Below are 26,491 nucleotides of genomic sequence, written 5' to 3' on the forward strand. Positions count from 1 at the left end.
GCATACTGCCAATACCACAGTATGAAGATCGCTCATCTTCTGATGACAGACATTCCTTAAGGTGATAAATTAAGCGCTGCTTAAATAAAAATCCAAATCACTAATTTTTCGCGATGACTGTTTCTTCGCGTTATTTCTTTTCTTATCGACTCACTGCGTAGTACTACATTGTGGATAAATAACGATTTTTAGGTATGACATTACAAACCTGGCAATCTCTGTGTAACAAGAGATATCGTTTGTCGCTGCGACTCTTCTTGCTGCTCAATGCACTCTCAGCAATGTTCTCCATGGCTCTGCCGCTCTATAACCTGCGCGCCTTCACGCTACCAGCGTGTATTATTTTTGCGGTGAGCGTTTTGTTGCCCGTATGGCACAGATACTATCCGAAAAAGAAAATCAGTATCCCATTGATTTCTCTTATGTTTGGCTGCCTTTGGGCATGGCATGTAATCGTGAGGATCGATTTACTCCAGCACAACGCCTCATCGTATTTGCTGATCGCCCTGCTGAATGTCCTCTTTATTGGCTCGATTGCTTTTTCTAATAACATTGCCGCGTTCCTGCTGCATTCATTGCCGGTATTCGCCGCTTGTCTCTATTTCTCCGGATCGGAGAGCGAGCTCCGTTTAATATTTAGTTTTGCTTTGCCGGTATTAGGTATCTCCATACAACATGCAATTCAGAAGCGTAATGATAATTTCGCCCAGGCATTAATGAACCGTTTAATGCAGGAACGGAAAACCCTGAACGATTTGAGCATGCTGGATCCCCTGACCGGGTTGTATAACCGTCGCGGCCTGCAATCCAAAATCGATAACCTGCTGGCACTGGATGATAGTTCACGGTTTGTACTGCTGCTGGATATCGACCACTTCAAAGCTTATAACGACCACTACGGCCATATGATGGGCGATCAGGCGCTAATTCGCGTCTCTGCCGCATTGCGCGATGCCGTGCGTTCCCGCGATATCGTCGCGCGCTTTGGCGGTGAAGAATTCATGATCCTGCTGAATAATACCGATCTGGAACATGCGCGCCTGGCTGCCGAGCGTATTCGGCAGAAAGTGTACGATCTGAAGATTCCGCATATGTTTAATGAAAGTGTCGCCACGAATGTCACCATCAGCATTGGTATTGCACCGTTGCTGGATGACAATATCGACGCCGCTATTGAGCGGGCAGATAAAGCGTTATATGAAGCCAAGCATTTGGGCCGCAACAATATTCTGGTGAGCGGGGAATTGCGCCTCGCCTGAGGCGTAGCAGCACCAACTTTACGATAAAAATCTTGCTATCGATTTTACCTCTGGCTAGGATTAGCAATCATTATCATTTAGATTCCGCATCCAGCTGGCGCCATGACCTACCGTACCGCATCGATCACTGAACATGCTATCTGGCGAAGCCGTCTCGTTGATGAACGCGATTCGCTGGCTAATGCTATGCGGGAAGCCATCGCCAGCACGCGCTCCCACTTACTCGATTTTATTCGCCTTAATGAACCAGCGCCCTGGCAAGCACAGACACTGGCGGAATGGTCACGGCCTACCACGTTGCAATCGCTGATTGCGACCTATTCCGATCATATTTACCGTCATCAAATGGCGCAGCCGCGCGAAAACAAACCGCTGCTGTCACTATGGGCACAATGGTATCTGGGATTAATGGTACCGCCCTTGCTACTGGCGTTGTTAACGCAGAAAAGTGCCATTAGCCTCGCACCTGAACATTTTCACGTTGAATTTCATGAAACGGGTCGCGCGGCCTGTTTCTGGATTGATGTGCAGCAGGATCATCAACTGACCTTACAAAATGATGCGCAGCGGATTACTGCACTGGCTTCGCAGGCGATGCTCCCGGTAGTTCAGGCACTGGAAGCCACGGGCGATATCAACGGCAAACTTATCTGGAGCAATACCGGCTATCTGATCAACTGGTGTCTGGGTGAGATGATCCCGCAACTGGGTGAAGCTCGCGTCGCGGCATTACGCCAGACCTGCTTCTTCGAAAAACAGCTTTCCGATGGCAGCGATAATCCGCTGTGGCGCACTGTTGTGCTGCGCGATGGCGCGCTGGTACGTCGTACCTGTTGCCAGCGTTACCGGTTGCCGGATGTGCAACAGTGCGGTGACTGCACGCTGAAATAATCAGGGAGGCGTTACGCCTCCCTGATTATTCTCCTTGATCCTGTTTTAAGCGACCTGTTTTTCATCCTCTGTACGCTGTGCCTCTTCCGCTTCCTGCTCCAGGAGCTGTTTCTCATACACTTTAAAGAAAGGGAAATAGATGACAGCTGAAATACAGGCCAGCAGTACGACAAGAATTGCGGCACGGAAATCCCAGCCGAGCGCCCACGCCCCGCCAATCGGTGCAGGCGCCGTCCACGGCACAACAGAAATCACTCTGCCGATCAGATCCAGCTTCATGGCTGCCCACGCAATAATGGCATTGACCGTCGGTGCCAGCAGGAAAGGAATAAAGAACACCGGATTCATGACGATCGGGGTGCCGAAAATCACCGGCTCATTGATATTGAAGATGCTGGGTACGACGCTCAACCGGCCAATCGAACGCAGGTGAACCGAGCGGCTGCGTAAATAGCAGAACACCAGCCCCATTGTTGCACCGGAGCCACCTATCACGATAAAGAAAGTCCAGAACGCTTCCATAAAGATATGCGGCAACGGCGCGCCCTGTGCCAGTGCGCTCTGGTTGATCCCCAGATTGGTTAACCAGAACATTTGCAGCATGCCCGAAACAATGGCCGCGCCATGAATACCGGCAAACCACAACAGATGAGCAATAATCACCGCCAGCAGGATCGCCGGAAGAGAATCCGCCGCCGCCACCAGCGGTTTGAACAGCGCCATAATCGCCTGTGGGATGAGCATATTGAACTGCGACTGGATCAGCAGGCTTAACGGGTAGAGTGTCAGCACGACGACAAGTACCGGGATCAGCAGATCAAATGAGTTTTTGATCATCGGCGGCACCTGGTCCGGCAGGCGAATGCCAATATTGTGCGCCTTCAGGAAACGCATCATTTCGACACAGTAAATCGCCACCAGTATTGCGGTGAAAATACCGGTTCCGCCCAAGCTGTCCACCGGAAGCGTACCGTTGGTTTTCGGTGCCGCAACCAGTAAAAACGCCATCAGCGACAGCATTGCGCACATGAAAGGGTCGAGCTGGTGCGATTTCACGTAATGCTTACCGAGGTTATAAGCAATCGCCGCACAGATATAAATGGACATAATGCCCATCGTCATATCGAAAGGCGTGAGGATCCGACCTTCATACTGTTTCGCCAGATCCAGCCAGGCGCGCGCAAAGCCCCAGGTGGTATCCGGTGAAAAGGGCGGATAGGCAAAGACCAATAAGAATGAGCCAACAATCATAAACGGCATCGCAGAAATGAAGCCGTCACGGATGGCCATAACATGACGTTGAGAAGAGATCCGCCCGGCGATCGGGCTGACGTAGTTTTCTATAAACCGGAAAATCAGGTTAAACGCAGCATGGTTAGCAGACATATCAGCTCTCCTGTCAGGCTAAAAAAATAAGCGCACCAGCGAATGTTTTGCCGTGCAGCGATCCATTTTTAGGTTTGAAACCATGCGGTTTTTTAAACCAGCATTACGACAAAGCAGTGTAGGTTTCATAGACGGCTCTTTATTTGATTTTATGTACAGAAGGAAGGACAAAATCAGTATTAACCCGCAATGTGGACACTGCAACCGGTTACTGTAACCGGTTTCCGCGATTGTGAAGGCGATCGAGAAACTTTGTAGAGTGGTTTGTTACATCGGGATATTTACATGGATAACAGGCTTATGACAGATTAATAGCGGTCCCAGGCAGGAGAACATCATGAGTTTGCAGTCCGTGCGGCAATTCTTTGCCGACAACGCCCCCGATATCGATATTATTGAACTGAACCAAAGTACCGCGACTGTTGCACTGGCCGCTGCCGCGCACCATGTTGAACCAGGGCAAATCGCCAAGACGCTGTCATTAAAAGTGAAAAACGAAGTCATTCTCGTGGTTGCTAAAGGCGACGCGCGCCTGGATAACAAAAAACTGAAAAACACCTTTGGTGCGAAAGCTCGCATGCTGAGTAGCGATGAGGTCGTTACGGTTACCGGGCACCCGGTGGGCGGCGTCTGTCCGTTTGGGTTAGAAAACCCACTGACAATCTATTGTGATATCTCACTAAAACAATATCCGGAAGTCCTGCCCGCTGCGGGAGCTACCCATAGCGCAGTCCGCATTTCTCCTGAGCGAATGGCTGAACTCACACGCGCAAAATGGATTGACGTTTGCCTGTAACGTCTCAGCGCCAGGTACAGCACGCCTGGCGCTGAGACGTCTCTGAACTACATCAACTCCGACGCTGAACGAGGAGCTGGTGGGCTCCAGGTCAGAATATCTGCGGCATCCAATAACCCGACGTCAGACGTAACACCCAGCTTCGTCATCGCATTGAATTTATGCGCGCGGATGGTTTTCACATTCCGATCCAACAGCGAGGCTATCTCGGCCAGCGAGAAACCGCGCGTCAGGTAATTCAGGATCTCCCACTCTGTCGGGCTGAGCATACGGCACTGGCTCACGTACCAATTATTAATCATGTTCTCATTAATGCGCCGGGTTTCACCCAGTAGCATCCCCAGTTGTTCCTGTAACACAGGCAGCGGAGACGATTTGCTCAAAATACCATGCAGCCGCGAGGGAGAGAGATGCCCGACCAACTGGGCCTCCCGATCGTCTCCCGCCAGAACAATATGCTGAACACCCGGGTGAGAAAGCGAAAGCCAGTGCAAACACATCAGGCACTCCCGCCGCTCTTTCCGGTGCCCAAAAAGTGAATAGATAACGGAAAAAAAGGGCGTGTGCTTCAGTGCCTGATGAAACACCGAATGCTCTTTAAAAAAATGAAACGAATACTGATTAATAGACGATTCACTAAATAAATGTCGTAATCCCTCCCGACTCATTGTGCACTTTTCAATAATGGCGACATTTCCCTTTTTGTAGCTATTTTCCATTCATTTCGGTCTCCATACATCGTGCCTGAATTCAACTCAGCCATTCCCTGGCTGCTATTAATCCATATATATAAATCTGCATTACTCCGTAATGATAACCGCCTCATTGCACTATTTTTCTGCGCACTCACTGTTTTATTACTTTTTTTGAGCAGCATTGCAATTTGGTTTATTCCCCAGCCTTTTCCAAGAAGACGTAACACGTTACGTTCAGATAGGGTAAGTATTTTACTTAGGGGAGCATTAGCCGCACTCCTGCTCATTCCCTCTGGCATAAGCACCTGGCTAATTTCTCCTTCGCTCCCATATCCGTGGCGAATAGCATTAATCACCCCTTCAACGGGCTCCTGGCTGGAGAGCAACGTAATACGCGGGCGTAACAAAAACTCCATTGCCACAGGCAGCACCGTACGTGGGGTGAAAAAGATCCAGTGTGAGCTATCACTTTGAGAAAAAAGAGAATAATAATTCTGACAGCGTCTTCTTGCATAGAAAAGCTCGTCAGAGATGTCAACAATGACCAGGCGAGCACTCTTTAATTGCAGCAGATCTATCTCTTCTACACAGGAATAATAATTGAGGATGTATTCAGGAAAATGACGTTCAAGTATACCGCCAATCCCGGCCCTGAGAACCGGAGTCTGGCTAATAACAATCCCATGAGTGTTGTCTGCTGATAACATAAAATCTCCACGTCCATTTGCGAGTTCTATCAATCCGCACGATGACTTTTTCCAATAGGAGCCAATAATAACCACAGATAATGACATTATCTGGATAAGCGTCGCCGTAAGAATTGGCGAAATTTATGAGTTGGGGTCAAACATAAAGAGCCGGAATTATAGTATTACCAACTTACATGTCAATATAACATACAGCCCACCAGATTATCTCGCGTATTATTAAAAAATAAAAAGGAAATTTAAAATAATCAAAGACAATATAATTAAGATAAAAACAATAATCTTAACAAATGTTTAAGAAATACTTTACGAAAACCAGTCTGTTAGTCGCAAATAATACCTCCTCTTTTCTTTTCATATGATTTTTTATAAAAAAACCTTAAATGAATTCTTAACCGGGTAATTAAGAAGACTTCAGAGCAAACTTCAGCGTGACTTACTGCACAAATCTTGATCTACCTGAGCGCCATTCTGCCTGTCACTTGTGCTAAAACTATCTTTTACGCTCCATCCTTCGTGAGCGTTGTGTTAACAGGTACCAGGGTAATCATGCAAACAGACCAGTCATCACAGCGTGTTATTACGCGGCTGTGTATTCAGTGTGGCCTTTTTTTGTTGCAGCATGGCGCTGAGAGCGCATTAGTGGAAGAGCTATCAACGCGTCTGGGCATCGCGTTGGGTATGGACAGCGTTGAAAGTCTCATCTCCTCTAACGCCATCGTTCTGACAACCATCAAAGATGGGCAATGCCTGACTTCAACACGTAAAAACAGCGATCGCGGTATCAATATGCACGTAGTAACGGAAATACAGCATATCGTGATCATGACCGAACATAAGTTGCTGGATGCCAGAGACGTTGAAAAGCGATTTGCCCAGGTTAAACCGCTGCGCTACCCACGCTGGCTGGTCACGCTTATGGTTGGCCTTTCCTGTGCCTGTTTCTGCCAACTCAATAAAGGCGGATGGGACGGCGCATTTATTACGTTTTGCGCCAGCAGCGTGGCGATGTATGTGCGACTGCTACTGGCGAATCGCCATATGCATCCACAGATTAATTTCTGCATTACCGCCTTTGTGGCCACGACCGTTTCCGGCTTGATGCTGACTCTTCCTGCCTTTATTCATTCATCAACCGTCGCCATGGCCGCCAGCGTGCTGTTGCTGGTACCCGGCTTTCCGCTGATCAACGCGGTTGCTGATATGTTCAAAGGCCATATCAACACCGGTCTTGCGCGCTGGGCCATCGCCAGCTTATTAACCCTCGCCACCTGTATCGGTGTGGTAATGGCAATGACACTGTGGGGGCTACGCGGATGGATGTGATCGCCTTTGTTCTGGCTCTTATACAAGATATGTTGCTGGCCGCAATCCCCGCCGTCGGGTTTGCCATGGTTTTCAACGTTCCCCATCGTGCCCTGCCCTGGTGTGCGCTCCTTGGCGCACTGGGCCACGGTTCCCGCTTTGCGCTGATGTACTGGGGTTTCAATATCGAATGGTCAACCTTTGTGGCCGCCATGCTGGTGGGATCGATAGGCATTCGCTGGTCGCGATGGTATCTGGCGCATCCTAAAGTGTTTACCGTGGCGGCAGTCATTCCCATGTTTCCGGGCATCTCGGCCTACACAGCGATGGTTTCGGCCGTGAAAATCGGCCACTTTGGTTACAGCGAAGAGTTAATGATCCTGTTACTGACGAATTTCCTGAAAGCCTCATCGATCGTTGGCGCGCTTTCTATTGGCCTGTCGATTCCCGGTCTGTGGATATACCGCAAACGCCCGCGCGTTTGAGATTTGTTTTCTGTCGCGGCCATGGTGATAATCCACAGACAAATGACGGCCAGTAAGGAGTGGATGTGGAACACCGTGGCAGCGATCTTTCCGAACATTTTGATGAATCCAACCTGAAAGACAAAATTTTCATCAGCGCCATCGCTCTGTTTGCCGAATACGGCCTGACAGGCGCACGCATGGAGCAAATCGCCGAGCGCGCCGCCACCACAAAACGCATGGTGGTGTACCATTTCAAAACCAAAGAAAACCTCTATTTACAGGTACTTGAATATGTCTACACCATGATTCGCCGCAGCGAGAAAAAGCTGAATCTTGCGGATATGCCGCCCGTAGAGGCGATGGTGCAACTGGTCGAAAGCACTTTTGATTACCATGCCGATCACCCTGATTTCATTCGTATTATCTGCATGGAGAACATGCAGCGCGGGCGTTTTATTCAGCAATCGGTCCTGCTGCGCGATGTGAACCGCAGCGCGCTGACCTTACTGGAAGATATTCTCCGCCGCGGCCAGCAAAAAAGGCTGTTCAATAAAAACGTCAATGCCCGCGATGTGCACCGTCTGATGAGCAGTTTCAGCTTTCACTACGTCGCCAACAGCTACTCTTTTTCCATGCTGTTTGAAGAGAACCCTGATGCGACTGCGCAGCGCCAGTACTATCGGGAGATGGCAGTCGAGGTTGTGCTACGTTATACCTGCCCGTAAAAAAATATCTTGCAATTAAATCGCACACTACATATATTAAAAAACATGAAAACGACACCGACCAAAAACGCACAGCTCGCCTTAGATAACCAGTTTTGTTTTGCACTCTACTCAACAAACCTGGCGCTGCATAAGCTTTACCGGCAGCTTCTGGCTCCGCTGAATCTTACTTATCCACAGTATCTGGTCATGCTGGTACTGTGGGAGCAGGACGATATCACCGTGTCAGAGATTGGTGAGCGCCTGTTTCTGGATTCAGCAACGCTGACGCCGCTGCTTAAACGGCTGGAAAGTGCAGGGCTGATCCGCCGTCAGCGTTCACGCCAGGATGAGCGGCAAGTGGTGATTACGTTGAGTGAAAGCGGGCGCGCATTGCAGCAGCAAGCGACGTCCATTCCGGAAGCGATAGGCTGTGCCATGGCCTGCGATAGCGCGACGCTGCACGATATCAAGCAGCAACTGGAACAGCTTCGCCAGAACTTTCAACGGGCATAAACTCCCTTTCGTGGGGAGTTTATCTCAACCAACTAAATAGCACGCTATTTTATAGCAACCAATCAAGATAATTAAGGAACCTGCCATGTCATTAGAAAAAGTCGTCTACACCGCTAAAGCTAAAGCCACCGGAGGCCGTGACGGCCGCGCAACCTCTTCTGACGGCGTCCTGGATGTCAAACTGGGCGTACCAAAAGAGATGGGCGGCGCGGGCGGTGAAGTGACCAACCCGGAACAACTGTTCGCTGCGGGCTACTCCGCCTGCTTCCTGGGCGCCATGAAGTTCGTCGCTGGCCGCGACAAAATTGCCATTCCGAAAGACGCATTTATCGAAGGTGAAGTCGGCATTGGTCCGCTGCCTACCGGTTTCGGTATCGAAGCGAAACTGAATATCCATCTGCCAGGTATGGACGCAGCCGAAGCGAAAAAACTGGTCGATGCCGCGCATATCGTTTGCCCTTATTCTAACGCCACCCGTGGCAACATCGACGTTACGCTGAACATTATTGCGTAACACGCAAGCGACACGTTGAGAAAATCAACAGCCGGGGAAACCCGGCTTTTTTCATGCTGTACTGCCCTTTCCGTTCACTGTGTTACTATGTGTCATTATGCCTGTGTGAAAAAAACACAGAGCGCCTTATCCGTAGTAATCCTGTTTGAGAACGCGTTATGTCTTCCAGAATCCTGACATCGAATGTCATCGGCATTGATGAATTTGTGCGCGATCACGCCAGTGTTCTGGCCCGTACGGAAGGCGGCGCTGTCGCTGTTTTTGCTAATAACAGCCCCGCGTTTTATGCCGTTACGCCGCAACGCCTTGAGCAATTACTGGCGCTTGAAGCCCGCCTTGCGCGGCCAGCCAGTGACATTGCCCTTGATGCACAATTTTATGAAGAACCCACCGCCGCGCCGGTGAATGTGCCAATGGGCAAATTCGCCATGTATGCAGGCTGGCAGCCGGATGCAGATTTCCAGCGTCTGGCTGCGTTGTGGGGCATTGCGTTAACGCAGCCCGTTACGCCAGAAGAGCTGGCCTCGTTTGTTGCCTACTGGCAGGCCGAAGGCAAAGTGTTCCACCATGTGCAGTGGCAGCAAAAGCTGGCGCGCAGCGTACAAATCGGTCGTACCAGCCAGAATAGCGCGGCGAAACGCGATATCAATGCACTATCAGAACCGGACAATCAAATCCCACCAGGCTTTAGAGGATAACGATGAAAAACGTCGGCGAATTGATGAAGCGACTGCAAAAGATGATGCCCGCCAACACCGTGCCTGCCTTTAAAACGGGCGAGGAGCTAATGGCCTGGCAGAAAGAACAGGGCGCAATCCGTTCGGCGGCGCTGGAGCGAGAAAACCGCGCAATGAAAATGCAGCGCACGTTTAATCGCTCCGGCATTCGTCCGCTGCACCAGAACTGCTCTTTTGAAAATTACCGGGTCGAAACGGAGGGCCAGATGCGTGCCCTCAGCCAGGCGCGTCAATATGTCGAAGAGTTTGAAGGCAATATCGCCAGTTTTATCTTTTCCGGCAAACCAGGCACCGGCAAGAATCACCTCGCCGCCGCTATCTGCAATGAACTGTTGCTGCGCGGTAAATCGGTGCTGATCATTACCGTTGCCGACATTATGTCTGCGATGAAAGAGACGTTCGGCAATCGCGAAAGCAGTGAAGAACAGTTGCTGAACGATTTAAGCAGCGTCGATCTGCTGGTGATTGACGAAATCGGCATGCAGACAGAATCCCGCTACGAAAAAGTCATTATCAATCAGATAGTCGATAGGCGTTCTTCGTCCAAACGCCCGACCGGCATGCTCACTAACAGCAATCTGGAAGAGATGAATAAGCTGTTGGGCGAGCGCGTAATGGACAGGATGCGTCTCGGCAACAGTCTGTGGGTGATCTTCAACTGGGAGAGCTACCGTAGCCGCGTCACCGGTAAAGAGTATTGAGAGTTTTCACCTCTGTGGCGGATCTGCGCAGGTGTATACTCAGCGCTTTACTGAAACATCGGGATCTGCACGATATGAAATTCGCCAAACGCCTGCTCTGCGCTGCTGCCATCAGCAGCGCCCTGCTAACCAGCTTTGCCAACGCCGCTTCCTGGCAGGATACGCTCTCCAGCGCCGCCAGCCAGCTCAGCCAGAAAAATCAGAGCAGCACCGCCTCGCAGCAGGGTGGGTTGTCGCTCTCCTCCCTGACCGGCCTGCTTAACGGCGGTAATCAGGCGCTCAGTTCCAATACCATGAACAATGCGGCAGGCGTAATGACCTGGTGCGCCAAAAACAAGCTCTCCTCGCTCACCAACACCGAGAATGTGAAAAACCAGGTGCTGGATAAACTGGGGCTCGGCGCCAGCCAGCAGAAACAGGACACCAACTATCTGGATGGCCTTCAGGGTATGCTGAATACCAAAAACGGCGAGCAGTTAAACCTGAGCAACATCGGCAGCACGCCGCTGGCCGAAAAAGTGAAGTCAAAAGCCTGTGATATCGTTCTGAAACAGGGCGTCAACTTCCTCTCCTGATCTTCCGCCGCGTTGAGCGCTTTTTCGGCCTGAACGCGGCATTTTCCCCTCTCTTTTTCCGTCGTTCCGCCCGTTCACAGACAGGATGTACAGCAACATTGTCGCTTTCTAAACCATTTCTTAATCAACTCAGAATAAAGTGACACTACAATTGCAGCAGTGTGACATCACTATTAAATTAGTTTTCCTGTTACAAAAATTATTAACCAGCAATATGTCTGGTCTTGATGAGGAATGACGGTTGTCCGAGTTGCTCTCTATTGCTCTGTTTCTCGCCTCGGTCGTGATTTACGCCTGTAAGGCGGGGCGAAATAGCTGGTGGTTTACTGCAACGCTGCTGGTATTGGGTCTGTTTATTATTTTGAATATCACGCTGTACGCCAGTAATTACTTTACCGGCGATGGCATTAACGATGCGGTGTTGTACACCCTCACCAACAGTCTGACCGGTGCGGGCATCAGCAAATACATGTTACCCGGGGTGGGGCTGGTTCTCGCGCTGGTGGCGTTGTTCTGCGCGCTGGGCTGGGTGCTGCGCCGTCGCCGCCATCTGCCCCACCATTTTGGTTACAGCCTGCTGGCACTGGTGCTGGCACTGGGTTCGGTCGATGCCAGCCCGGCATTTCGCCAGATCACCGAACTGGTGAAATCCCAGACGCGCGAGGGCGATCCTGATTTCGCCACGTTTTATAAAGTCCCGGCGAAGAAGATCCCGGAACCGAAACTCAATCTGGTCTACATCTACGGCGAAAGTCTGGAGCGTACCTACTTCAATGAAGAGGCCTTTCCTGGCCTGACGCCGGAACTGGGCGCGCTGAAAGCGCAAAGCCTCGACTTTAGCCATACGGAACAACTCCCCGGTACGGATTACACCATCGCCGGCATGGTCGCCTCGCAGTGCGGTATTCCACTGTTCGCGCCTTTTGAAGGCAACGCTTCCGCTTCGGTGTCCAGTTTCTTCCCGCAGAATCTTTGCCTCGGCGACATTCTGAAAAATTCCGGCTACGAGAACCATTTTATCCAGGGAGCGAATCTGCGCTTTGCCGGGAAAGATGTGTTCCTGAAATCACACGGTTTTGATTACCTCGTTGGCGCGGAAGAGCTGAAAAGCCAGGTCGCCGATCCCCACTACCGAAATGACTGGGGCTTCTACGACGATACGGTGCTGGATGCCGTCTGGAAACGCTACGAAGAGCTGTCGCGCGCGGGCAAACGCTTCTCGCTGTTCGCGCTGACCGTCGATACGCACCATCCGGATGGTTTTATCTCGCGCACCTGCGAGCGAAAAAGTTACAGCTATGATGGCAAACCGAACCAGTCATTCAGCGCCGTCACCTGTAGCCAGCAGCATATCGCGGCGTTGATCAATAAGATCAAAGCGTCGCCGTGGTTTAAAGACACGGTGATCGTAGTCTCTTCCGATCATCTGGCGATGAACAACACGGCATGGAAATACCTCAACAAACAAGATCGCAGCGATCTGTTCTTTGTGATGCGCGGCGATGAGCGCCAGGAGGATGTTTCCGGGATCAAACGCAGCACGCTGGATAACGGCGCAACCGTGCTCGATATCCTCGGCGGCGACAACTTCCTCGGCCTTGGGCGCAGCAGTATTTCCGGCCAGTCGCTCTCCGGGGTATTCCTGAATATGAAAGAGAAAGTGCTGGCATGGAAACCGGACGTCATTCGCCTGTGGAACTTCCCGAAAACGATGAAAGAGTTCACGGTGGATAGCCAGAAACAGATGGTCGCCTTCTCCGGCAGCCAGTTCCGTTTACCGCTGCTGGTGCGCGTTTCCAGTCATCGCGTTGAACCGCTGCCCGAAAGCGAATACTCCGCGCCGCTGCGCTTCCAGCTTGCCGACTTTGCACCGCGCGATAACTTCGTGTGGATCGATCAGTGCTACAAAATGGCGCGCCTGTGGTCACCAGAACTGGCGCTCTCTACCGACTGGTGCGTCTCGCAGGGGCAACTTGGCGGCGAACAGCAGGTTCAGCATATCGATAAGGCATTATGGAAAGGCAAAACCGCGTTTAAAGAGAGCGTGATCAGCGCCGATCGCTACCGGAATAACGTCGATACGCTGAAGATCCTCGATAACAACATTCGCTACAAAGCCGACAGTTTTGTCTTTAACGTTCCTGGCGCACCGGAAGAGGTGAAATCATTCAACGGCATTTCCCGTCCGGAAAGCTGGGGGCGCTGGTCCAACGCGCAGTTGGGCAAGGAAGTGTCGATTGAATATAACCAGCCGCTGCCGGAACATTTCGAACTGGTCATTACCGCCAAAGCGTATGGCCCGAACGCCAACCGCCCGATTCCGGTGCGTGTCGGCGATGAAGAGCAAACTCTGATGCTGGATAACACGCTCAGCACCACGACATTGCGCTTCAATAATCCTTCCCGCAGCAGCACGCTGGTGATTGTCCCCCCGGACCCGCAATCCACCAACGAAGGGAATATTCTCGGTCACTCGCCGCGTCAGATTGGAATCGGGCTGGCGGAAATCAAAGTGCTGAGTGACGAAGGTTAAAAATCGAAGGCTGGCCGTTACAGGTCAGCCTTCATCTCATACTGGCTAAGCGCAAGCTTGCTGTAACCCGCACGATCGAACAGCGGCGCAAATACGCCGGGCACCACCACCGAGGTGCTCAGACCGGGAAAATGCTGATTCAACGTCCGCAGAAGTTCACTGGCAAATCCTCTGCGCCGGTACTCCGGCTCCACATAAATAAACCGTAGCTGCGGCGTCTCCATGTGCGTGGCAATCACTGCCAGCGCATGATTACGGTACTCAAACGCCCGCGCCGGTAATGATACGGCGGAGAGCGGATCGGTCAGCCAGGAGAGCGTGGCATTACTCTCGCAGACCGCTTTGCGCACCACGATCAACGGATCAATTTCCCGCAACGCATTATCTTCACCGTCCACCTCCTTCGCGCCCTGAAAGCCATAAAGTGGCTGGATTGTGGTAAAGCCCAGCGAGTGATACAGAGCAACCGCCGGATGATTATCCTGAATGACTTCCAGCCGCAGCAACCGCACGCCTTTATCGCGCAGCGCGGTTATTAAGGGCGGAAGAAGACGTTTGCCCAACCCCTGCGCACGATACTGCGGGCGAATGGCGAACGCTGCCAGCCTCGCCGATGCGCCGCGCCGGGTGATCAGGGCCACCGCCGCAGGCTCCTCGTCATCCAGCCAGACGCATGAGTCCACGAGGCTAAGCCCTTCGGCGATAAAACGCTGGGCAAATACCGCTGGCGGCAACGAAAACGGCATGCTGTAACCTTCAAAACATTGCCCAACCAGGGCGGCAAGTTGCGTGCAACTGTAGTGAATGGCAGGGATAGCGACGAAGTTCATAAGGCTTCTCCACGAAATGATGCAGTGAGCATAGCACGGGGAAGCGGAGGGGAAATGCGCCCTGCATGACAGGGCGCAAATAACCGTCAGAAAGTTTCCCAGTTATCACCGGCATCGGTCACTGCCGCTTTACGCGGTAGTGCGCTTGCCGGAGAGGCCCGGGTGAAACTGGCTGGCGTCGCGCTGTTCAGCTTGCTCTGCTGCTGGCTAATGCGAAATACGGAAACCGCCTGCGTCAGACGGCTGGCCTGCTCTTCAAGCGCCGCCGCAGCAGCAGCGGACTCTTCCACCAGCGAGGCGTTCTGCTGTGTCACCCGATCCATCTCGGAAACCGCCAGACCCACCTGGTCGATACCACGGCTCTGCTCATCGGAGGCAGACGCGATTTCACCCATAATGTCGGTCACGCGGGTCACCGCATTCACGATTTCACCCATGGTTTCCCCGGCGCTTTCCACCAGCGTAGAACCCAGTTCAACGCGACCGACAGAGTCTTCAATCAGGCTTTTGATTTCACGAGCGGCCTGGGCGCTGCGCTGCGCCAGGTTGCGAACTTCGCCCGCCACCACCGCAAAGCCACGCCCCTGCTCGCCCGCACGCGCGGCTTCAACAGCGGCGTTCAGCGCCAGGATGTTGGTCTGGAAGGCAATACCGTCGATTACGCTGATAATGTCAGCGATCTTCTGCGAACTGGCGGCAATATCACGCATCGTCTGCACAACATTATCCACCACTTTACCGCCTTTCTGCGCGGTTTCAGAGGCGCTCAGCGCCAGGTGGCTCGCCTGACGGGCGTTATCGGCGTTCTGTTTCACCGTTGCCGTCAGTTCTTCCATGCTGGCTGCCGTCTCTTCCAGCGAAGCGGCCTGCTGCTCGGTACGGGAGGAAAGGTCGTTATTCCCCACCGAAATTTCACTGGCCCCGCTATAAATCGCGTTGGCGCCATTACGCACATCGCTGACGGTACGCACCAGCTCACTCTGCATATGACGCAGGCTGTCAGCCAACACACCCATCTCATTGGAACCGTGGACATCAATGCGCTGTACCAGATCGCCGCCAGCAATATGACGAATGTTGTCGATCAGGTGGTTCAACGGCCCGATCAGCGCTCGCTTGATCCCAGCCCAGACACCGATGATCACCAGCAGCACAACGATCAGCACCGTAATAATGATCCAAATGGCAGAGCCGTAAGAGCTTTCGCTATCGCTGACCGCCGTTTCATACAGATGATCGTTCTGCTGCAAATAATTGAGGTACTGCTTCTCGAAACCGTCCTGATAGCTCTGGGTCGGCTGATCGAAGAAGGCATTAATTTTGCCTGCGCCCAGCAACTGGATCAGCTCCGCCAGCGCGTTGTGGTAGATATCGTAGTTACGCTTGATCTCTGCCGCAGCTTCCTCGCTCTGGCGCGGATCGCGCGGCAGTGCCTGGTAAGCATTCCAGCTTGCTTCTGCCTGTTTCAGCGAGATGCTGGCAATCTGCATCAGATCGGACACCGTCGCGCCGCTGCCAATATTGTTCTGATCCATCATGTAGCGGATCCCGGCGCGGTTAAGGGTATTACGGGTTTGCAGCAGCGCAACCCAGCTGGCGTTCAGCGTGGACTGTTGCTGGCGAATGGTTTGCAGAACGGTGAAGTTTTCTTTGTCGTGTTTCAGCGCGTTAAAGAACAAGCCGCCAGAAGTGAGTTGTAAAAGGCCAAATAATCCCAGCACCAGCAATAAACTGGTGACAAGTTTGATGCGAGTTAACATGTTTTCTCTTTCCTTATAGACAGACGTTAGGTTTTCGGCCTGCATAAGAAAAACTTTATGGTGCATCGTGCTATTTTTGTTCGCTTTTCACCGAACAAAAGACAACCAGCCTTTTCTCTCTGCGTGATCAAAATCACATATTTTCCGGCACTTACGCGCCGCTGAAACCGCTCACCACCACCCCTTTACCGCTCAGCAACCGTTTCTGACCACTGAGTCAAATCATCGCCGCTTTACGCGCGTAATTTGTCATGATCGCAGCCAGCATTCAGTCAAAACAACACTTCAAGTCCAGTTCACTCATTCTGCAAAAAACCAGGTCTGATATGGATACTAAAAAACTCTTCAAGCACATACCCTGGGTGATTCTCGGGATTATCGGTGCTTTCTGTCTCTCTGTTGTCGCCTTACGCCGGGGTGAGCACGTTAGTGCTCTGTGGATCGTTGTTGCATCCGTCTCCGTCTATCTGGTGGCTTACCGCTACTACAGCCTTTACATCGCGCAAAAGGTGATGAAACTCGATCCGACCCGCGCAACACCGGCGGTGATCAATAACGACGGCCTTAACTATGTGCCAACCAACCGCTACGTGCTGTTTGGTCACCACTTTGCCGCCATCGCTGGTGCAGGCCCGCTGGTCGGCCCGGTACTGGCCGCGCAAATGGGTTACCTGCCCGGCACATTGTGGCTGCTGGCAGGCGTAGTGCTGGCCGGTGCGGTACAGGATTTCATGGTGCTGTTTATCTCCTCCCGTCGTAACGGCGCCTCTCTCGGTGAGATGGTGAAAGAGGAGATGGGCCGCGTACCCGGCACCATCGCGCTGTTCGGTTGCTTCCTGATTATGATCATCATCCTCGCGGTGCTGGCGCTGATCGTGGTGAAAGCACTGGCGGAAAGCCCGTGGGGCGTGTTCACCGTTTGCTCCACCGTACCGATTGCCCTGTTTATGGGGATCTACATGCGCTTCCTGCGCCCTGGCCGCGTGGGTGAAGTGTCGGTGATCGGTATTGTGCTGCTGGTGGCTTCCATCTGGTTTGGCGGTGTGATCGCCCACGACCCGTACTGGGGACCGGCGCTGACCTTCAAAGACACCACCATCACCTTCGCGCTGGTTGGTTATGCCTTTGTTTCTGCGCTGCTGCCGGTCTGGCTGATCCTCGCGCCGCGTGACTATCTGGCGACCTTCCTGAAAATCGGCGTGATCGTCGGTCTGGCGCTGGGCATCGTGATCCTCAACCCGGAACTGAAAATGCCTGCGGTGACGCAGTACATTGACGGCACCGGCCCGCTGTGGAAAGGTGCACTGTTCCCGTTCCTGTTTATCACTATCGCCTGTGGCGCCGTATCTGGCTTCCATGCGCTGATCGCTTCGGGTACGACACCGAAACTGCTGGCCAACGAAACCGACGCGCGCTTTATCGGTTATGGCGCAATGCTGATGGAATCCTTCGTTGCGGTAATGGCGCTGGTTGCAGCATCTATTATCGAACCGGGCCTCTACTTTGCGATGAACACCCCGCCAGCCGGTCTGGGCATCACCATGCCAAACCTGCATGAGCTGGGCGGTGAAAACGCGCCGATGATTCTGGCGCAGTTGAAAGATGTAACCGCGCACGCGGCGGCAACCGTCAGCTCCTGGGGCTTTGTGATTTCACCTGAGCAGATCCTGCAAACTGCAAAAGATATCGGCGAACCGTCGGTACTGAACCGCGCAGGTGGCGCGCCAACGCTGGCGGTCGGTATCGCTCACGTGTTCCACAAAATCATCCCGATGGCAGACATGGGCTTCTGGTACCACTTCGGTATTCTGTTTGAAGCGCTGTTTATCCTTACCGCGCTGGACGCGGGCACACGTGCCGGTCGCTTTATGTTGCAGGATCTGCTGGGCAACTTCGTACCGTTCCTGAAGAAAACCGATTCGCTGGTAGCAGGCGTTATCGGTACGGCGGGCTGCGTGGGTCTGTGGGGTTACCTGCTGTATCAGGGCGTGGTCGATCCGCTGGGCGGCGTGAAGAGCCTGTGGCCGCTGTTCGGCATCTCTAACCAGATGCTGGCCGCAGTGGCGCTGATGCTGGGCACGGTGGTGCTGGTGAAAATGCAGCGCACCAAATACATCTGGGTGACCGTGGTTCCGGCCATGTGGCTGCTGCTGTGCACCACCTGGGCGTTGGGTCTGAAACTGTTCAGCACCAACCCGCAACTGGAAGGCTTCCTGTATATGGCTAACCAGTACAAAGAGAAGATTGCCGCGGGCGGCAGTGACCTGACTGCGCAACAGATTGCCAACATGAACCATATCGTGGTGAACAACTACACCAACGCCGGTTTGAGTATTCTGTTCCTGGTGGTGGTTTACAGCATCATCTTCTACGGCATCAAAACCTGGCTGAACGTACGTAACAATAAAGTGCGTACCGACAAAGAAACACCGTATGTTCCGGTGCCGGAAGGCGGCGTGAAAACCTCTTCACATCATTAAACCTGATGCCGGATGGCTACGCCTATCCGGCCTAACAAAACTTCATGATGTAGAACCCCGCAGAGCGGGGTTCTACATGAGTTCAGCAGTCATCGCAGGCCGGATAGGACGAACGCCGCCATCCAGCATAATCAATATCCGGGAAGAATAATGTTTGGTAACTTAGGCGAAGCAAAAAAGTACCTCGGTCAGGCGGCAAAGATGCTGATTGGTATTCCGGACTATGACAACTATGTTGACCATATGAAGACCAACCATCCCGACAAATCGTACATGACTTACGAAGAGTTCTTCCGCGAACGCCAGCAGGCGCGTTACGGCGGCGACGGCAAGGGCGGTGTCCGCTGTTGCTAAAGGAGATGTTATGACCCCAATTGCAGTCACACTGTTGACCGGTTTCCTCGGCGCAGGCAAAACCACCCTCTTACGCCATATCCTCAATGAACAGCACGGCTACAAAATCGCCGTCATCGAAAACGAATTCGGTGAAGTCTCCGTTGACGATCAATTAATTGGCGATCGCGCCACGCAAATCAAAACCCTGACTAACGGCTGTATCTGCTGTAGCCGCTCCAGTGAGCTGGAAGATGCGCTGTTGGATCTGCTCGACAGCCTCGATCGCGGCGATATCGCCTTTGACCGCCTGGTGATCGAGTGCACCGGCATGGCGGATCCTGGCCCAATCATTCAGACTTTTTTCGCCCATGAGACCCTCTGCCAGCGCTATCTGCTCGACGGGGTGATCGCGCTGGTCGATGCTGTCCACGCCGATGAACAAATGAACCAGTTTACGCTGGCGCAATCGCAGATTGGCTATGCCGACCGCATTCTGCTGAGCAAAACCGATGTTGCCGGCGAGAGCGAAAAACTGCGCGAACGCCTGCGCCGCATCAACGCCCGCGCGCCGATTTACACCGTTACTCACGGAGATATCGAGCTGGCGAATCTGTTTAATACCAACGGATTTATGCTGGAAGAGAACGTGGTCGCCGCGAAGCCGCGCTTCCACTTTATGGCCGACAAGCAGAACGACATTAGCTCGATTGTGGTAGAACTCGATTACCCGGTGGACATCAGCGAGGTGTCGCGCGTAATGGAGAGCCTGCTGCTGAGTTTTGCCGAAAAGTTATTGCGTTACAAAGGGATGCTGTGGATAGACGGCGAGCCAAACCGTCTGCTTTTCCAGGGCGTGCAGCGCCTCTACAGCGCCGACTGGGATCGCCCGTGGGGCGATGAAACCCCGCACAGCACGCTGGTGTTTATTGGTGTGCAACTGCCGGAAGACGAAATCCGCGAAGCCTTTGCAGGGTTAAAAAAATAGCCACTGCCTTATCCGGCCAGGGGTTTGCAGAGCAGAACGCAGGCCGGATAAGCGCAGCGCCATCCGGCAACTATCCGTTACTTCTTGTTCTGCAAATCGCGCATCATTGCCTCACGCAAAATGGCATTGAGCCGCGTCTGATACCCTTTCCCCGGTCGTTTTAACCACTCCATCACATCAGCATCAATACGCACCGATGCCTGCGTTTTTAACGGGCGAAAAAACTTACCGCGCACAGCGCCAGCCCATAACACGTCATCTGTGGACGGAATATCGCTGTAATCAATCTCTCCGTCCGATTTATTTGCCTGCGCTTTTAATTCAGCTTCACGCTGCTTGTTGAGCGCTGGCAACTCACCCGATTTATGTTTAACCATGCTCATAACGATCCCTTTCTTTATTCGCCATTCTCGAACCGGTCCTGGATGGACAAATGGTAAGGATCCTCGAAAACCGATACGGCTTCTTCAAAGCGAATGCCATGCTTGCGTTGATTACTTCTTGCTTTAGTGACGTCCCATTCAAACTCCATGACATGCTTTTCTCATCCTTGAGTGTATATACAGAAAAGTATATACATTTTTGTATTTTGATCTGCTGTTTTTTTCATCATGGAATGTAAAGATTCCCCCTCCTCGCTGGAGGGGGAAAGGGAAAATTACTGCCGTACCACCACCAGTTTCTGGTTCACAAACTCTTTAATGCCTAAATCAGAGAGTTCGCGGCCAAAGCCGGAGCGCTTCACGCCGCCGAACGGCAATTCTGCGGCGGTATCGGTCAGCCAGTTGATCCACACCATTCCGGTTTCAATGCGCGAAGCCATCTGTTTCGCGCGCTTGATATTACGGCTGAAGATTGCCCCGCCGAGGCCATAGTGCGAATCATTAGCCAGTCGAACAGCTTCATCATCGTTATTCACCACATAAATTTGCGCCACCGGGCCAAAGAACTCTTCAAAGTAAGCCGGGTTATCGCGCGTAATATGGGTCAAAATAGTGGGTTCAAAGAAGTTGCCTTCGCTTTTGGCAGGTTTACCGCCGAAATGCAGTTTCGCCCCTTTTTGTACCGCCTCGCTCACCTGCTGGCTTAGCGTATCCAGCGCCTCTTTCGACGAAAGCGGGCCAAGCGTGGTGCTTTCATCCAGTGGATCGCCCAGCTTCACCTGGCCGAAAGCGTCCGTGAATTTGCGCAGAAATTGATCGGCAATATCCTGATGAATAATAAAGCGTTTGGCTGCCGTACAAACCTGGCCCGCATTCGCCAGGCGTGCCTGCACGCCGGTTTCCACCGCCTTATCCAGATCGGCGTCATCCAGCACAATAAACACGTCATTCCCGCCCAGTTCCAGCGTCGATTTTTTGGTGTGCTTCGCCGCCTGCGCCGCTACCGCGCAACCGGCTTTTTCCGAACCGGTCAGCGCCGCTCCCTGCACGCGCGGATCGGCAATAATGGCCGATACCTGTTCGGAAGAGATAAACAGATTGGTCCACGCCCCTTCCGGTGCGCCCGCTTCCCTCACCAGATGGGCAAAAGCTTCGGCGCACTGCGGCACGATGCTGGCATGTTTACAGAGAACCGGGTTACCGGCGGCGAAGTTTGGCGCCAGCACGCGCATCAACTGGTAATAGGGGAAGTTCCACGGCTCCACGGCCATGATCACGCCAATCGGATGGTGCTCAACCCACGCTTCGCCGAGTTCAGACGGGTATTTCACCGGTGCCAGGAAGGTTTTCGCGTTATCGGCATAGTAGCGGGCGATCTGCGCACAGAGCTGTACTTCGCTGCGGCTTTGCGCAATCAGTTTCCCCATCTCACGGCTGGCGATTTTTGCCAGCGCTTCCTGCTGGTTATCAATCAGATCGGCCAGTTTGTGCAACACCGTAAGCCGCTGATCAATATCCCCCTTCGACCACGAAGAGTGATACAGCGCATCCGCTTTTGTCAGTGCCACTTCAATCTCGGCATCATTGTGGTTCGCGTACTCTTTAATGAGCTGATTGTTAAAAGGATTCACTGTTTTATAAGCCATATTACATGTCTCCTGGTATCGTCATTCATTAAGTTTTAAACGCTGGCACAAGTCTTAAGACTAGTTGATACATGACGTCTTATAAGAATAAACAGGATAAAGATAAGTAAAGATAATGATTAACCGGCAGGTTATAGCGTTGATTTTGGCAGACGTACGTTGCGCTATGCTTATGCGATGAACATCACAGGAGGCAGCATGCAGCAGACCGTTCGCGGGATCGATCATATTGGTATTACCGTTCCGGATATCGAGGAAGCCACACAATTTCTCACCCAGGGGCTAGGTGCCGAACTGATTTATCAGTCCGTTTCGCCGGAAGATAACGATCTTGATAACGATGCGCAGCAGAAGACGTTAGGCCTGGTGCCGGGTACGGTGGTGAAAGCGGTGAGGATGTTGAAACTCGCGCATGGCCCCGGCATTGAGCTGTTTGAAATGCAGGGACCATCACAGCGGGAAGCGCAGCGGGCCAATGATTTTGGCCTGCAGCACTTTGCGGTTTACAGCGACGATATTGAACGCGCGTTACAGCGTTTTCGCGCGGCGGGCGGCGAAGTGTTTACCGCGCCGCAGCCGCTGAGTTTTGCCACCGAAAAAGGCGAGGGTAATGTGTTTTGCTACGGCCGCACGCCGTGGGGCAGCATCGTCGAGTTTATCTCCCGGCCCTCGCCGATGCCCTATGAGCGTGAAACGCCACTGCGCCGCTGGAAGCCCTGACTCAGCCCAGCACATCCTGCACACAGGCTTTAAACACTTTCACGCCGAGCGCTAATGCTTCGCGGTCAAAGTGCATTTCCGGGTGATGCAGCCCCGGCGTCAGGTTGGCGCCCAGCCCCCAGAAACCGCCTTTCACCTGCGGGCGCAGACGCAGGTAGTGGAAGAAGTCTTCACTGCCTGGTGTTGATTTCGGTTCGGTCAACCCGGCATCGCCAAACACGCTACGAATTGCGCGGGAAACCACTTCCGTTGCCTCATCATGAATAATGGCGGCAGGCATCTCTTTCAGGATGCGGATCTCCGCGCGTGCGCCATACGCCGCGGCGCTGCTCTCAATGGCGCGCAGCACCTGTTGCTTGAGTGTATCCATGGATTCGTTCTGCGCCGCACGCAAATCCCAGCACACCTGCGCTTTATCGGGAATCGAGTTTGTTACTCCAGCATCGCAGAGAAAACGCGTGGCTTTCGCGCTCCAGGTCAGCGACGGCGCAAGGTGAATGCCATTCACAGCCTGTACCGCGTGCGCCGCGGCATCCAGCGCGTTCACCCCTAAATGCGGGCGCGCGGCGTGGGCCGCTTTACCGTGGAACATCACTTCAACAGTGGCAGATGCCGAGTAGTACATCGCCGGAACAGCCTGCCCCATCGGGCACTCTTCCAGCGGGCGCAGGTGGAAGCCGAGCAGCATATCGACATCTTCCAGCACGCCAGCCTCGGTGAGGGCGATCGCTCCGGTGCCCAGTTCTTCAGCTGGCTGGAAGATAAACTTCAGCTTGCCCTTTTTCACCACCCCTTCCGCCATCACTTCCTGGGCGGTGGTCAGCACCACGGAAGAGTGACCATCGTGGCCGCAGGTGTGGCGCGCGACATGCTCGCCATTGATGATATGTCCCAGCGCGTCCATATCGGCGCGCAACGCCAGTACCGGGCCGGGTTTACCGCTGTCCAGCACGGCCACGATGCCGGTGGTGTTATTCACCTGGCGCGTGACCTGGTAGCCCGCCGCCTCCAGTACGCCTGCGATGTAGGCAGAGGTTTTGTACTCTTCGAATCCCAGCTCCGGGATCTGATGCAGGTAATTAAAGTGTTCTAATGTGCGTGACACGTCTTACTCCTTGGTATTCTTTACTCAGGCAATAGCGCGCATGATCAGCATAGAAATAATCGCGTTAAGAATGCTGACGGCCATCAGTAACGGCCAGTACTTCTTCGGGACATCGGCCACACCCAGCAGGCGGCCCATATACTGTAGCTGTGAACCCATTAAAAAGATGGCCGGGGCGAGAATGGTGATCTGCCCGACATCAAGCTGACCTTTACTCAGCAGGCTGATAGCAACGCCGGTTCCAGCGGAAGAGGAGAGCCAGGCGGTGAGCAGCACGGTCACGGCTTCGCCCGGCAGGCCGAACACGCCCATCAGCGGTGCGAAGAGATGACCAATAATCTGCATCACGCCCAGTAAGTTGAGCATTTCAGCAATCACATAGGCCATTACGACATTCGGCATCAGGTTATTAATGGCGATATTAAAACCTTTACGTGCGCCGATAACGAAAATATCAAACGGGTTGCCGGAGACTTTGGCGGTATTATTCATGGTCGAAATCTCTCTTATAGACAGTATTTAATGTCAGGCGAACCACGGCGGCGCCAACGAATTTCAGGACAAACATTAAGACCAGCGGAATAATGATCGGAATGGTTAATGAGGCAAACATCGCCGATCCAATCGAGAAGTAATTATTAATTAATCCGGCACCGGAATATTGCCACGCGCCCATAATTACCACGTCCTTACGGGCAATTTTTCCGCTGTCATACAGCTCTTTGGTGAGCGCCGCACCGGCATCGGTACTTTGCAGGTCGGTGATCAACGCCAACCCGGTGTAGCCCGGAATACCCAGCAGCGGTTTCAGCAGCGGCGTCAGTAATTTGTGCGCCGCGCGAATAGCACCATAGTGGGTGAATATCTCCAGCAGCCCCAGCGCCAGCATAACCGTTGGCACCAGCGACAGCGCAAACAAGAAACCCGCTTTGGCGCTGATGCCGCCGCTGCCGATAAAGGTGCTGGTTTCCGGCGACTTCATGGTGCCAAAACTACCGCCCAGCGTGGTGAAGTCGAAGGCGCCCAGCCACGCCATACCGTCCACTTTAAAAAAGAAACCGGAAAAAACCAGCAGCACAATGATCAAGGAGATCCAGGCACCCGGCCCCACTTTCCACTCGTTTGCTTCTTCGTTTGCCGGTTGCTCCAGCGTTTTAGATTCGCTCATAACATCTCTCTTTAAATATAAATTAGATGACCATGTTGTATGAATAAGCAGGATCCGTGCCTGAATAACAAAATGCTAAAATAAATAACTGGCATTGCATTTTTTAACGCAATAAAAAACCTTCCCGAAAAATACCGGGAATAAAAAGCAAAGTTAGCGAAAATTTATTTAATTAAGCCCTGACACTGCCCTAATAAAATAACCTCTCACCGTTTTCGGGCACCGTTTTGGTGCAATTCTATCGGCGTTGTTTTTCATTTCCTCCCGGCAGAATAAATTAAGCATTAATTTGATTATCTCTATTAAACCGGCATGATAAATGCCTGCAAATGAATGTTATTGTTGCTTTCAGGTCAACAGTCGAGCGAGGAAACGGCGCATGTTTCAGGACAAACCGGTCGGTTATCTGTATGAAGTGGGCATCCAGGGTGGCATTCGCCGCGCGGCGGATATCCTCGGCGTTAACCCGTCGGTTATCAGCCGTCAGATAGCCCAACTGGAACGCGCGCTCCAGCTACCGTTGTTGGAGCGGCGTGGACGAAACGTGGTGCTGACGGAAGCCGGTCGCCTGCTGGCCGAGGACTATTTCGCCAGCCGCCAGCGGCGGGAGAAGCTGGAAAGCCAGCTAAAAGATCTGCGCCATATGCGCGGCGGCACGATTTCGGTCCGCATTGGCGGCGGGCTGATCACCGCCTTTATCGAAGGCGTGATGCGTGAATTCGCCAAATCTTATCCGCAGGTGTTTGTCGATATCGTGGTGGGCAGCATGCAGGAGATGCTCAACGATATTGTCAGCGGCGAAGCCGATATGGCGCTGGCATTCGGCCCGATCGGTACGCCAGAGCTCAAACGCCACAGCTTCCAGTGGGGGCCGATTTGCGCGGTCGTGTCGCCGCAGCATCCAATCGCCGGGCGCAGCAGTATCACCATTGAAGAGCTGGCGGAGTACCCGCTGATCGCGCTGACGGAAAACTTTGGCCTGCAACGCCATATGAATGCGATGTTTAAAAGCCAGGGGTTGCAGTTTCACCCGGCGTACCGCTGCAACCAGTTTTCCACCGCCATGGGCATGAGCCAGGCCGGGCTGGGTATTTCGTTTATGACCGCTTATGCCGCCGCCGATCCTATTCGCCAGGGCTCGCTGGTTGCCGTGCCGCTCGATCATCCGATTGCCAGCAGCGCGCAGTGCCATCTGCTGCGTAGCTCCGACCGCCGCTTTACCCCGGCAGCCCACCATATGTGGCAGCTACTGCGCAATGCGTTTAGCGACAAATAACAACCTGTGATATACC

The 26,491-nt window shown here is 52.9% G+C and carries 27 protein-coding genes and 1 pseudogene; 17 read left to right on the top strand and 11 right to left on the bottom strand.

What is annotated here, in order from left to right:
- Positions 1-194 precede the first annotated feature (194 nt).
- A complete protein-coding gene (locus tag CWM66_RS16225) occupies positions 195-1,259 on the top strand; it encodes a GGDEF domain-containing protein (protein WP_072440619.1) in 1,065 nt (354 codons plus the stop codon).
- Positions 1,260-1,361: 102 nt separating this feature from the next.
- Positions 1,362-2,150, top strand: a complete 789-nt coding sequence (gene fhuF / locus CWM66_RS16230; protein WP_007373028.1) for a siderophore-iron reductase FhuF — start codon at positions 1,362-1,364, stop codon at positions 2,148-2,150.
- Between the two features lie 45 nt (positions 2,151-2,195).
- On the opposite strand, the gene CWM66_RS16235 is transcribed toward fhuF, so the two are convergent.
- Positions 2,196-3,536, bottom strand: coding sequence for a PTS cellobiose transporter subunit IIC (locus CWM66_RS16235; RefSeq protein ID WP_007373027.1), 1,341 nt, complete (start codon positions 3,534-3,536; stop codon positions 2,196-2,198).
- Positions 3,537-3,873: 337 nt separating this feature from the next.
- On the opposite strand from CWM66_RS16235, the gene CWM66_RS16240 reads away from it, so the two are divergent.
- The gene (locus CWM66_RS16240) at positions 3,874-4,332 is read left to right on the top strand and encodes a YbaK/EbsC family protein (RefSeq protein ID WP_007373026.1); all 459 of its coding nucleotides are present in this window, start codon (positions 3,874-3,876) and stop codon (positions 4,330-4,332) included.
- A 47-nt stretch (positions 4,333-4,379) separates the two neighbouring features.
- On the opposite strand, the gene bglJ is transcribed toward CWM66_RS16240, so the two are convergent.
- Together bglJ and CWM66_RS16250 are read right to left on the bottom strand one after the other, a co-directional pair.
- Complete coding sequence (gene bglJ, locus CWM66_RS16245; RefSeq protein WP_071920181.1) at positions 4,380-5,000, bottom strand: DNA-binding transcriptional activator BglJ; 621 nt, start codon at positions 4,998-5,000, stop codon at positions 4,380-4,382.
- On the bottom strand, positions 4,997-5,734 hold the full coding sequence (locus CWM66_RS16250) for a helix-turn-helix transcriptional regulator (RefSeq protein ID WP_007373024.1): 738 nt from the start codon (positions 5,732-5,734) through the stop codon (positions 4,997-4,999). The genes bglJ and CWM66_RS16250 overlap by 4 nt, the downstream gene beginning before the upstream one ends.
- Before the next feature lie 549 nt (positions 5,735-6,283).
- On the opposite strand from CWM66_RS16250, the gene CWM66_RS16255 reads away from it, so the two are divergent.
- The 9 genes from CWM66_RS16255 (at position 6,284) to opgB (ending at position 13,786) form a co-directional block, all read left to right on the top strand.
- The gene (locus CWM66_RS16255; RefSeq protein WP_007373023.1) at positions 6,284-7,060 is read left to right on the top strand and encodes a threonine/serine exporter ThrE family protein; all 777 of its coding nucleotides are present in this window, start codon (positions 6,284-6,286) and stop codon (positions 7,058-7,060) included.
- Positions 7,051-7,524, top strand: coding sequence for a threonine/serine exporter (locus tag CWM66_RS16260; RefSeq protein WP_007373022.1), 474 nt, complete (start codon positions 7,051-7,053; stop codon positions 7,522-7,524). The genes CWM66_RS16255 and CWM66_RS16260 overlap by 10 nt, the downstream gene beginning before the upstream one ends.
- A gap of 65 nt (positions 7,525-7,589) precedes the next feature.
- Positions 7,590-8,231, top strand: coding sequence for a TetR family transcriptional regulator (locus tag CWM66_RS16265; protein ID WP_107146897.1), 642 nt, complete (start codon positions 7,590-7,592; stop codon positions 8,229-8,231).
- Positions 8,232-8,276: 45 nt separating this feature from the next.
- The gene (locus CWM66_RS16270; protein WP_007373020.1) at positions 8,277-8,726 is read left to right on the top strand and encodes a MarR family winged helix-turn-helix transcriptional regulator; all 450 of its coding nucleotides are present in this window, start codon (positions 8,277-8,279) and stop codon (positions 8,724-8,726) included.
- 85 nt (positions 8,727-8,811) lie between these two features.
- Positions 8,812-9,240 carry an organic hydroperoxide resistance protein gene (locus CWM66_RS16275; RefSeq protein WP_007373019.1) on the top strand — a complete coding sequence of 143 codons (429 nt, stop codon included), beginning with the start codon at positions 8,812-8,814 and terminating at the stop codon, positions 9,238-9,240.
- A 158-nt stretch (positions 9,241-9,398) separates the two neighbouring features.
- Positions 9,399-9,938 (top strand): primosomal protein DnaT, encoded by a 540-nt coding sequence (dnaT, locus tag CWM66_RS16280; protein WP_007373018.1) that lies wholly within the window; start codon positions 9,399-9,401, stop codon positions 9,936-9,938.
- Positions 9,939-9,940: 2 nt separating this feature from the next.
- Positions 9,941-10,678 carry a DNA replication protein DnaC gene (gene dnaC, locus CWM66_RS16285; protein ID WP_007373017.1) on the top strand — a complete coding sequence of 246 codons (738 nt, stop codon included), beginning with the start codon at positions 9,941-9,943 and terminating at the stop codon, positions 10,676-10,678.
- Positions 10,679-10,752: 74 nt separating this feature from the next.
- A complete protein-coding gene (locus CWM66_RS16290; protein WP_007373016.1) occupies positions 10,753-11,253 on the top strand; it encodes a DUF2501 domain-containing protein in 501 nt (166 codons plus the stop codon).
- A 241-nt stretch (positions 11,254-11,494) separates the two neighbouring features.
- Positions 11,495-13,786: a phosphatidylglycerol--membrane-oligosaccharide glycerophosphotransferase gene (opgB, locus tag CWM66_RS16295; protein ID WP_107146898.1), complete on the top strand. Its 2,292-nt coding sequence runs from the start codon at positions 11,495-11,497 to the stop codon at positions 13,784-13,786.
- A 17-nt stretch (positions 13,787-13,803) separates the two neighbouring features.
- Here the strand turns inward: opgB and CWM66_RS16300 are convergent, their stop codons facing one another.
- Positions 13,804-14,616, bottom strand: a complete 813-nt coding sequence (locus tag CWM66_RS16300) for a GNAT family N-acetyltransferase (protein WP_107146899.1) — start codon at positions 14,614-14,616, stop codon at positions 13,804-13,806.
- An 86-nt stretch (positions 14,617-14,702) separates the two neighbouring features.
- Positions 14,703-16,376: a methyl-accepting chemotaxis protein gene (tsr, locus tag CWM66_RS16305; protein WP_107146900.1), complete on the bottom strand. Its 1,674-nt coding sequence runs from the start codon at positions 16,374-16,376 to the stop codon at positions 14,703-14,705.
- 326 nt (positions 16,377-16,702) lie between these two features.
- Between tsr and btsT the strand changes: the two genes are divergently transcribed.
- From btsT to yjiA, 3 genes are all read left to right on the top strand, one after another.
- Positions 16,703-18,856, top strand: coding sequence for a pyruvate/proton symporter BtsT (gene btsT, locus CWM66_RS16310; protein ID WP_007373012.1), 2,154 nt, complete (start codon positions 16,703-16,705; stop codon positions 18,854-18,856).
- 150 nt (positions 18,857-19,006) lie between these two features.
- Positions 19,007-19,210 carry a YbdD/YjiX family protein gene (locus CWM66_RS16315; RefSeq protein WP_035886582.1) on the top strand — a complete coding sequence of 68 codons (204 nt, stop codon included), beginning with the start codon at positions 19,007-19,009 and terminating at the stop codon, positions 19,208-19,210.
- 10 nt (positions 19,211-19,220) lie between these two features.
- Positions 19,221-20,177 (top strand): GTPase, encoded by a 957-nt coding sequence (gene yjiA / locus CWM66_RS16320; protein ID WP_007373010.1) that lies wholly within the window; start codon positions 19,221-19,223, stop codon positions 20,175-20,177.
- A 77-nt stretch (positions 20,178-20,254) separates the two neighbouring features.
- On the opposite strand, the gene CWM66_RS16325 is transcribed toward yjiA, so the two are convergent.
- From CWM66_RS16325 to CWM66_RS16335, 3 genes and pseudogenes are all read right to left on the bottom strand, one after another.
- On the bottom strand, positions 20,255-20,560 hold the full coding sequence (locus tag CWM66_RS16325; protein ID WP_035886668.1) for a BrnA antitoxin family protein: 306 nt from the start codon (positions 20,558-20,560) through the stop codon (positions 20,255-20,257).
- A gap of 17 nt (positions 20,561-20,577) precedes the next feature.
- A pseudogene (locus CWM66_RS16330) lies at positions 20,578-20,709 on the bottom strand (BrnT family toxin); the annotation flags it as partial.
- 126 nt (positions 20,710-20,835) lie between these two features.
- Positions 20,836-22,206, bottom strand: a complete 1,371-nt coding sequence (locus CWM66_RS16335) for an NAD-dependent succinate-semialdehyde dehydrogenase (RefSeq protein ID WP_035886583.1) — start codon at positions 22,204-22,206, stop codon at positions 20,836-20,838.
- A gap of 198 nt (positions 22,207-22,404) precedes the next feature.
- Between CWM66_RS16335 and CWM66_RS16340 the strand changes: the two genes are divergently transcribed.
- Entirely contained in the window at positions 22,405-22,926 is a 522-nt protein-coding gene (locus tag CWM66_RS16340) for a VOC family protein (RefSeq protein WP_072440629.1), read from the top strand.
- Position 22,927: 1 nt separating this feature from the next.
- Here CWM66_RS16340 and CWM66_RS16345 read toward each other — a convergent pair whose 3' ends face one another.
- From CWM66_RS16345 to CWM66_RS16355, 3 genes are read right to left on the bottom strand one after another with little or no spacing between them, the layout of a single operon-like run.
- Positions 22,928-24,031, bottom strand: a complete 1,104-nt coding sequence (locus tag CWM66_RS16345; RefSeq protein WP_007373005.1) for a M20 peptidase aminoacylase family protein — start codon at positions 24,029-24,031, stop codon at positions 22,928-22,930.
- A 24-nt stretch (positions 24,032-24,055) separates the two neighbouring features.
- Positions 24,056-24,523, bottom strand: a complete 468-nt coding sequence (locus CWM66_RS16350; protein ID WP_007373004.1) for a YjiG family protein — start codon at positions 24,521-24,523, stop codon at positions 24,056-24,058.
- Positions 24,516-25,199, bottom strand: a complete 684-nt coding sequence (locus CWM66_RS16355) for a nucleoside recognition domain-containing protein (RefSeq protein ID WP_007373003.1) — start codon at positions 25,197-25,199, stop codon at positions 24,516-24,518. The genes CWM66_RS16350 and CWM66_RS16355 overlap by 8 nt, the downstream gene beginning before the upstream one ends.
- Before the next feature lie 379 nt (positions 25,200-25,578).
- On the opposite strand from CWM66_RS16355, the gene CWM66_RS16360 reads away from it, so the two are divergent.
- Positions 25,579-26,475 (top strand): LysR substrate-binding domain-containing protein, encoded by an 897-nt coding sequence (locus tag CWM66_RS16360; RefSeq protein ID WP_007373002.1) that lies wholly within the window; start codon positions 25,579-25,581, stop codon positions 26,473-26,475.
- The last annotated feature ends 16 nt before the right edge of the window (positions 26,476-26,491 follow it).

This window comes from Kosakonia sp. H7A (genome assembly GCF_003028445.1).
Classification (GTDB): Bacteria; Pseudomonadota; Gammaproteobacteria; order Enterobacterales; family Enterobacteriaceae; genus Kosakonia; species Kosakonia radicincitans.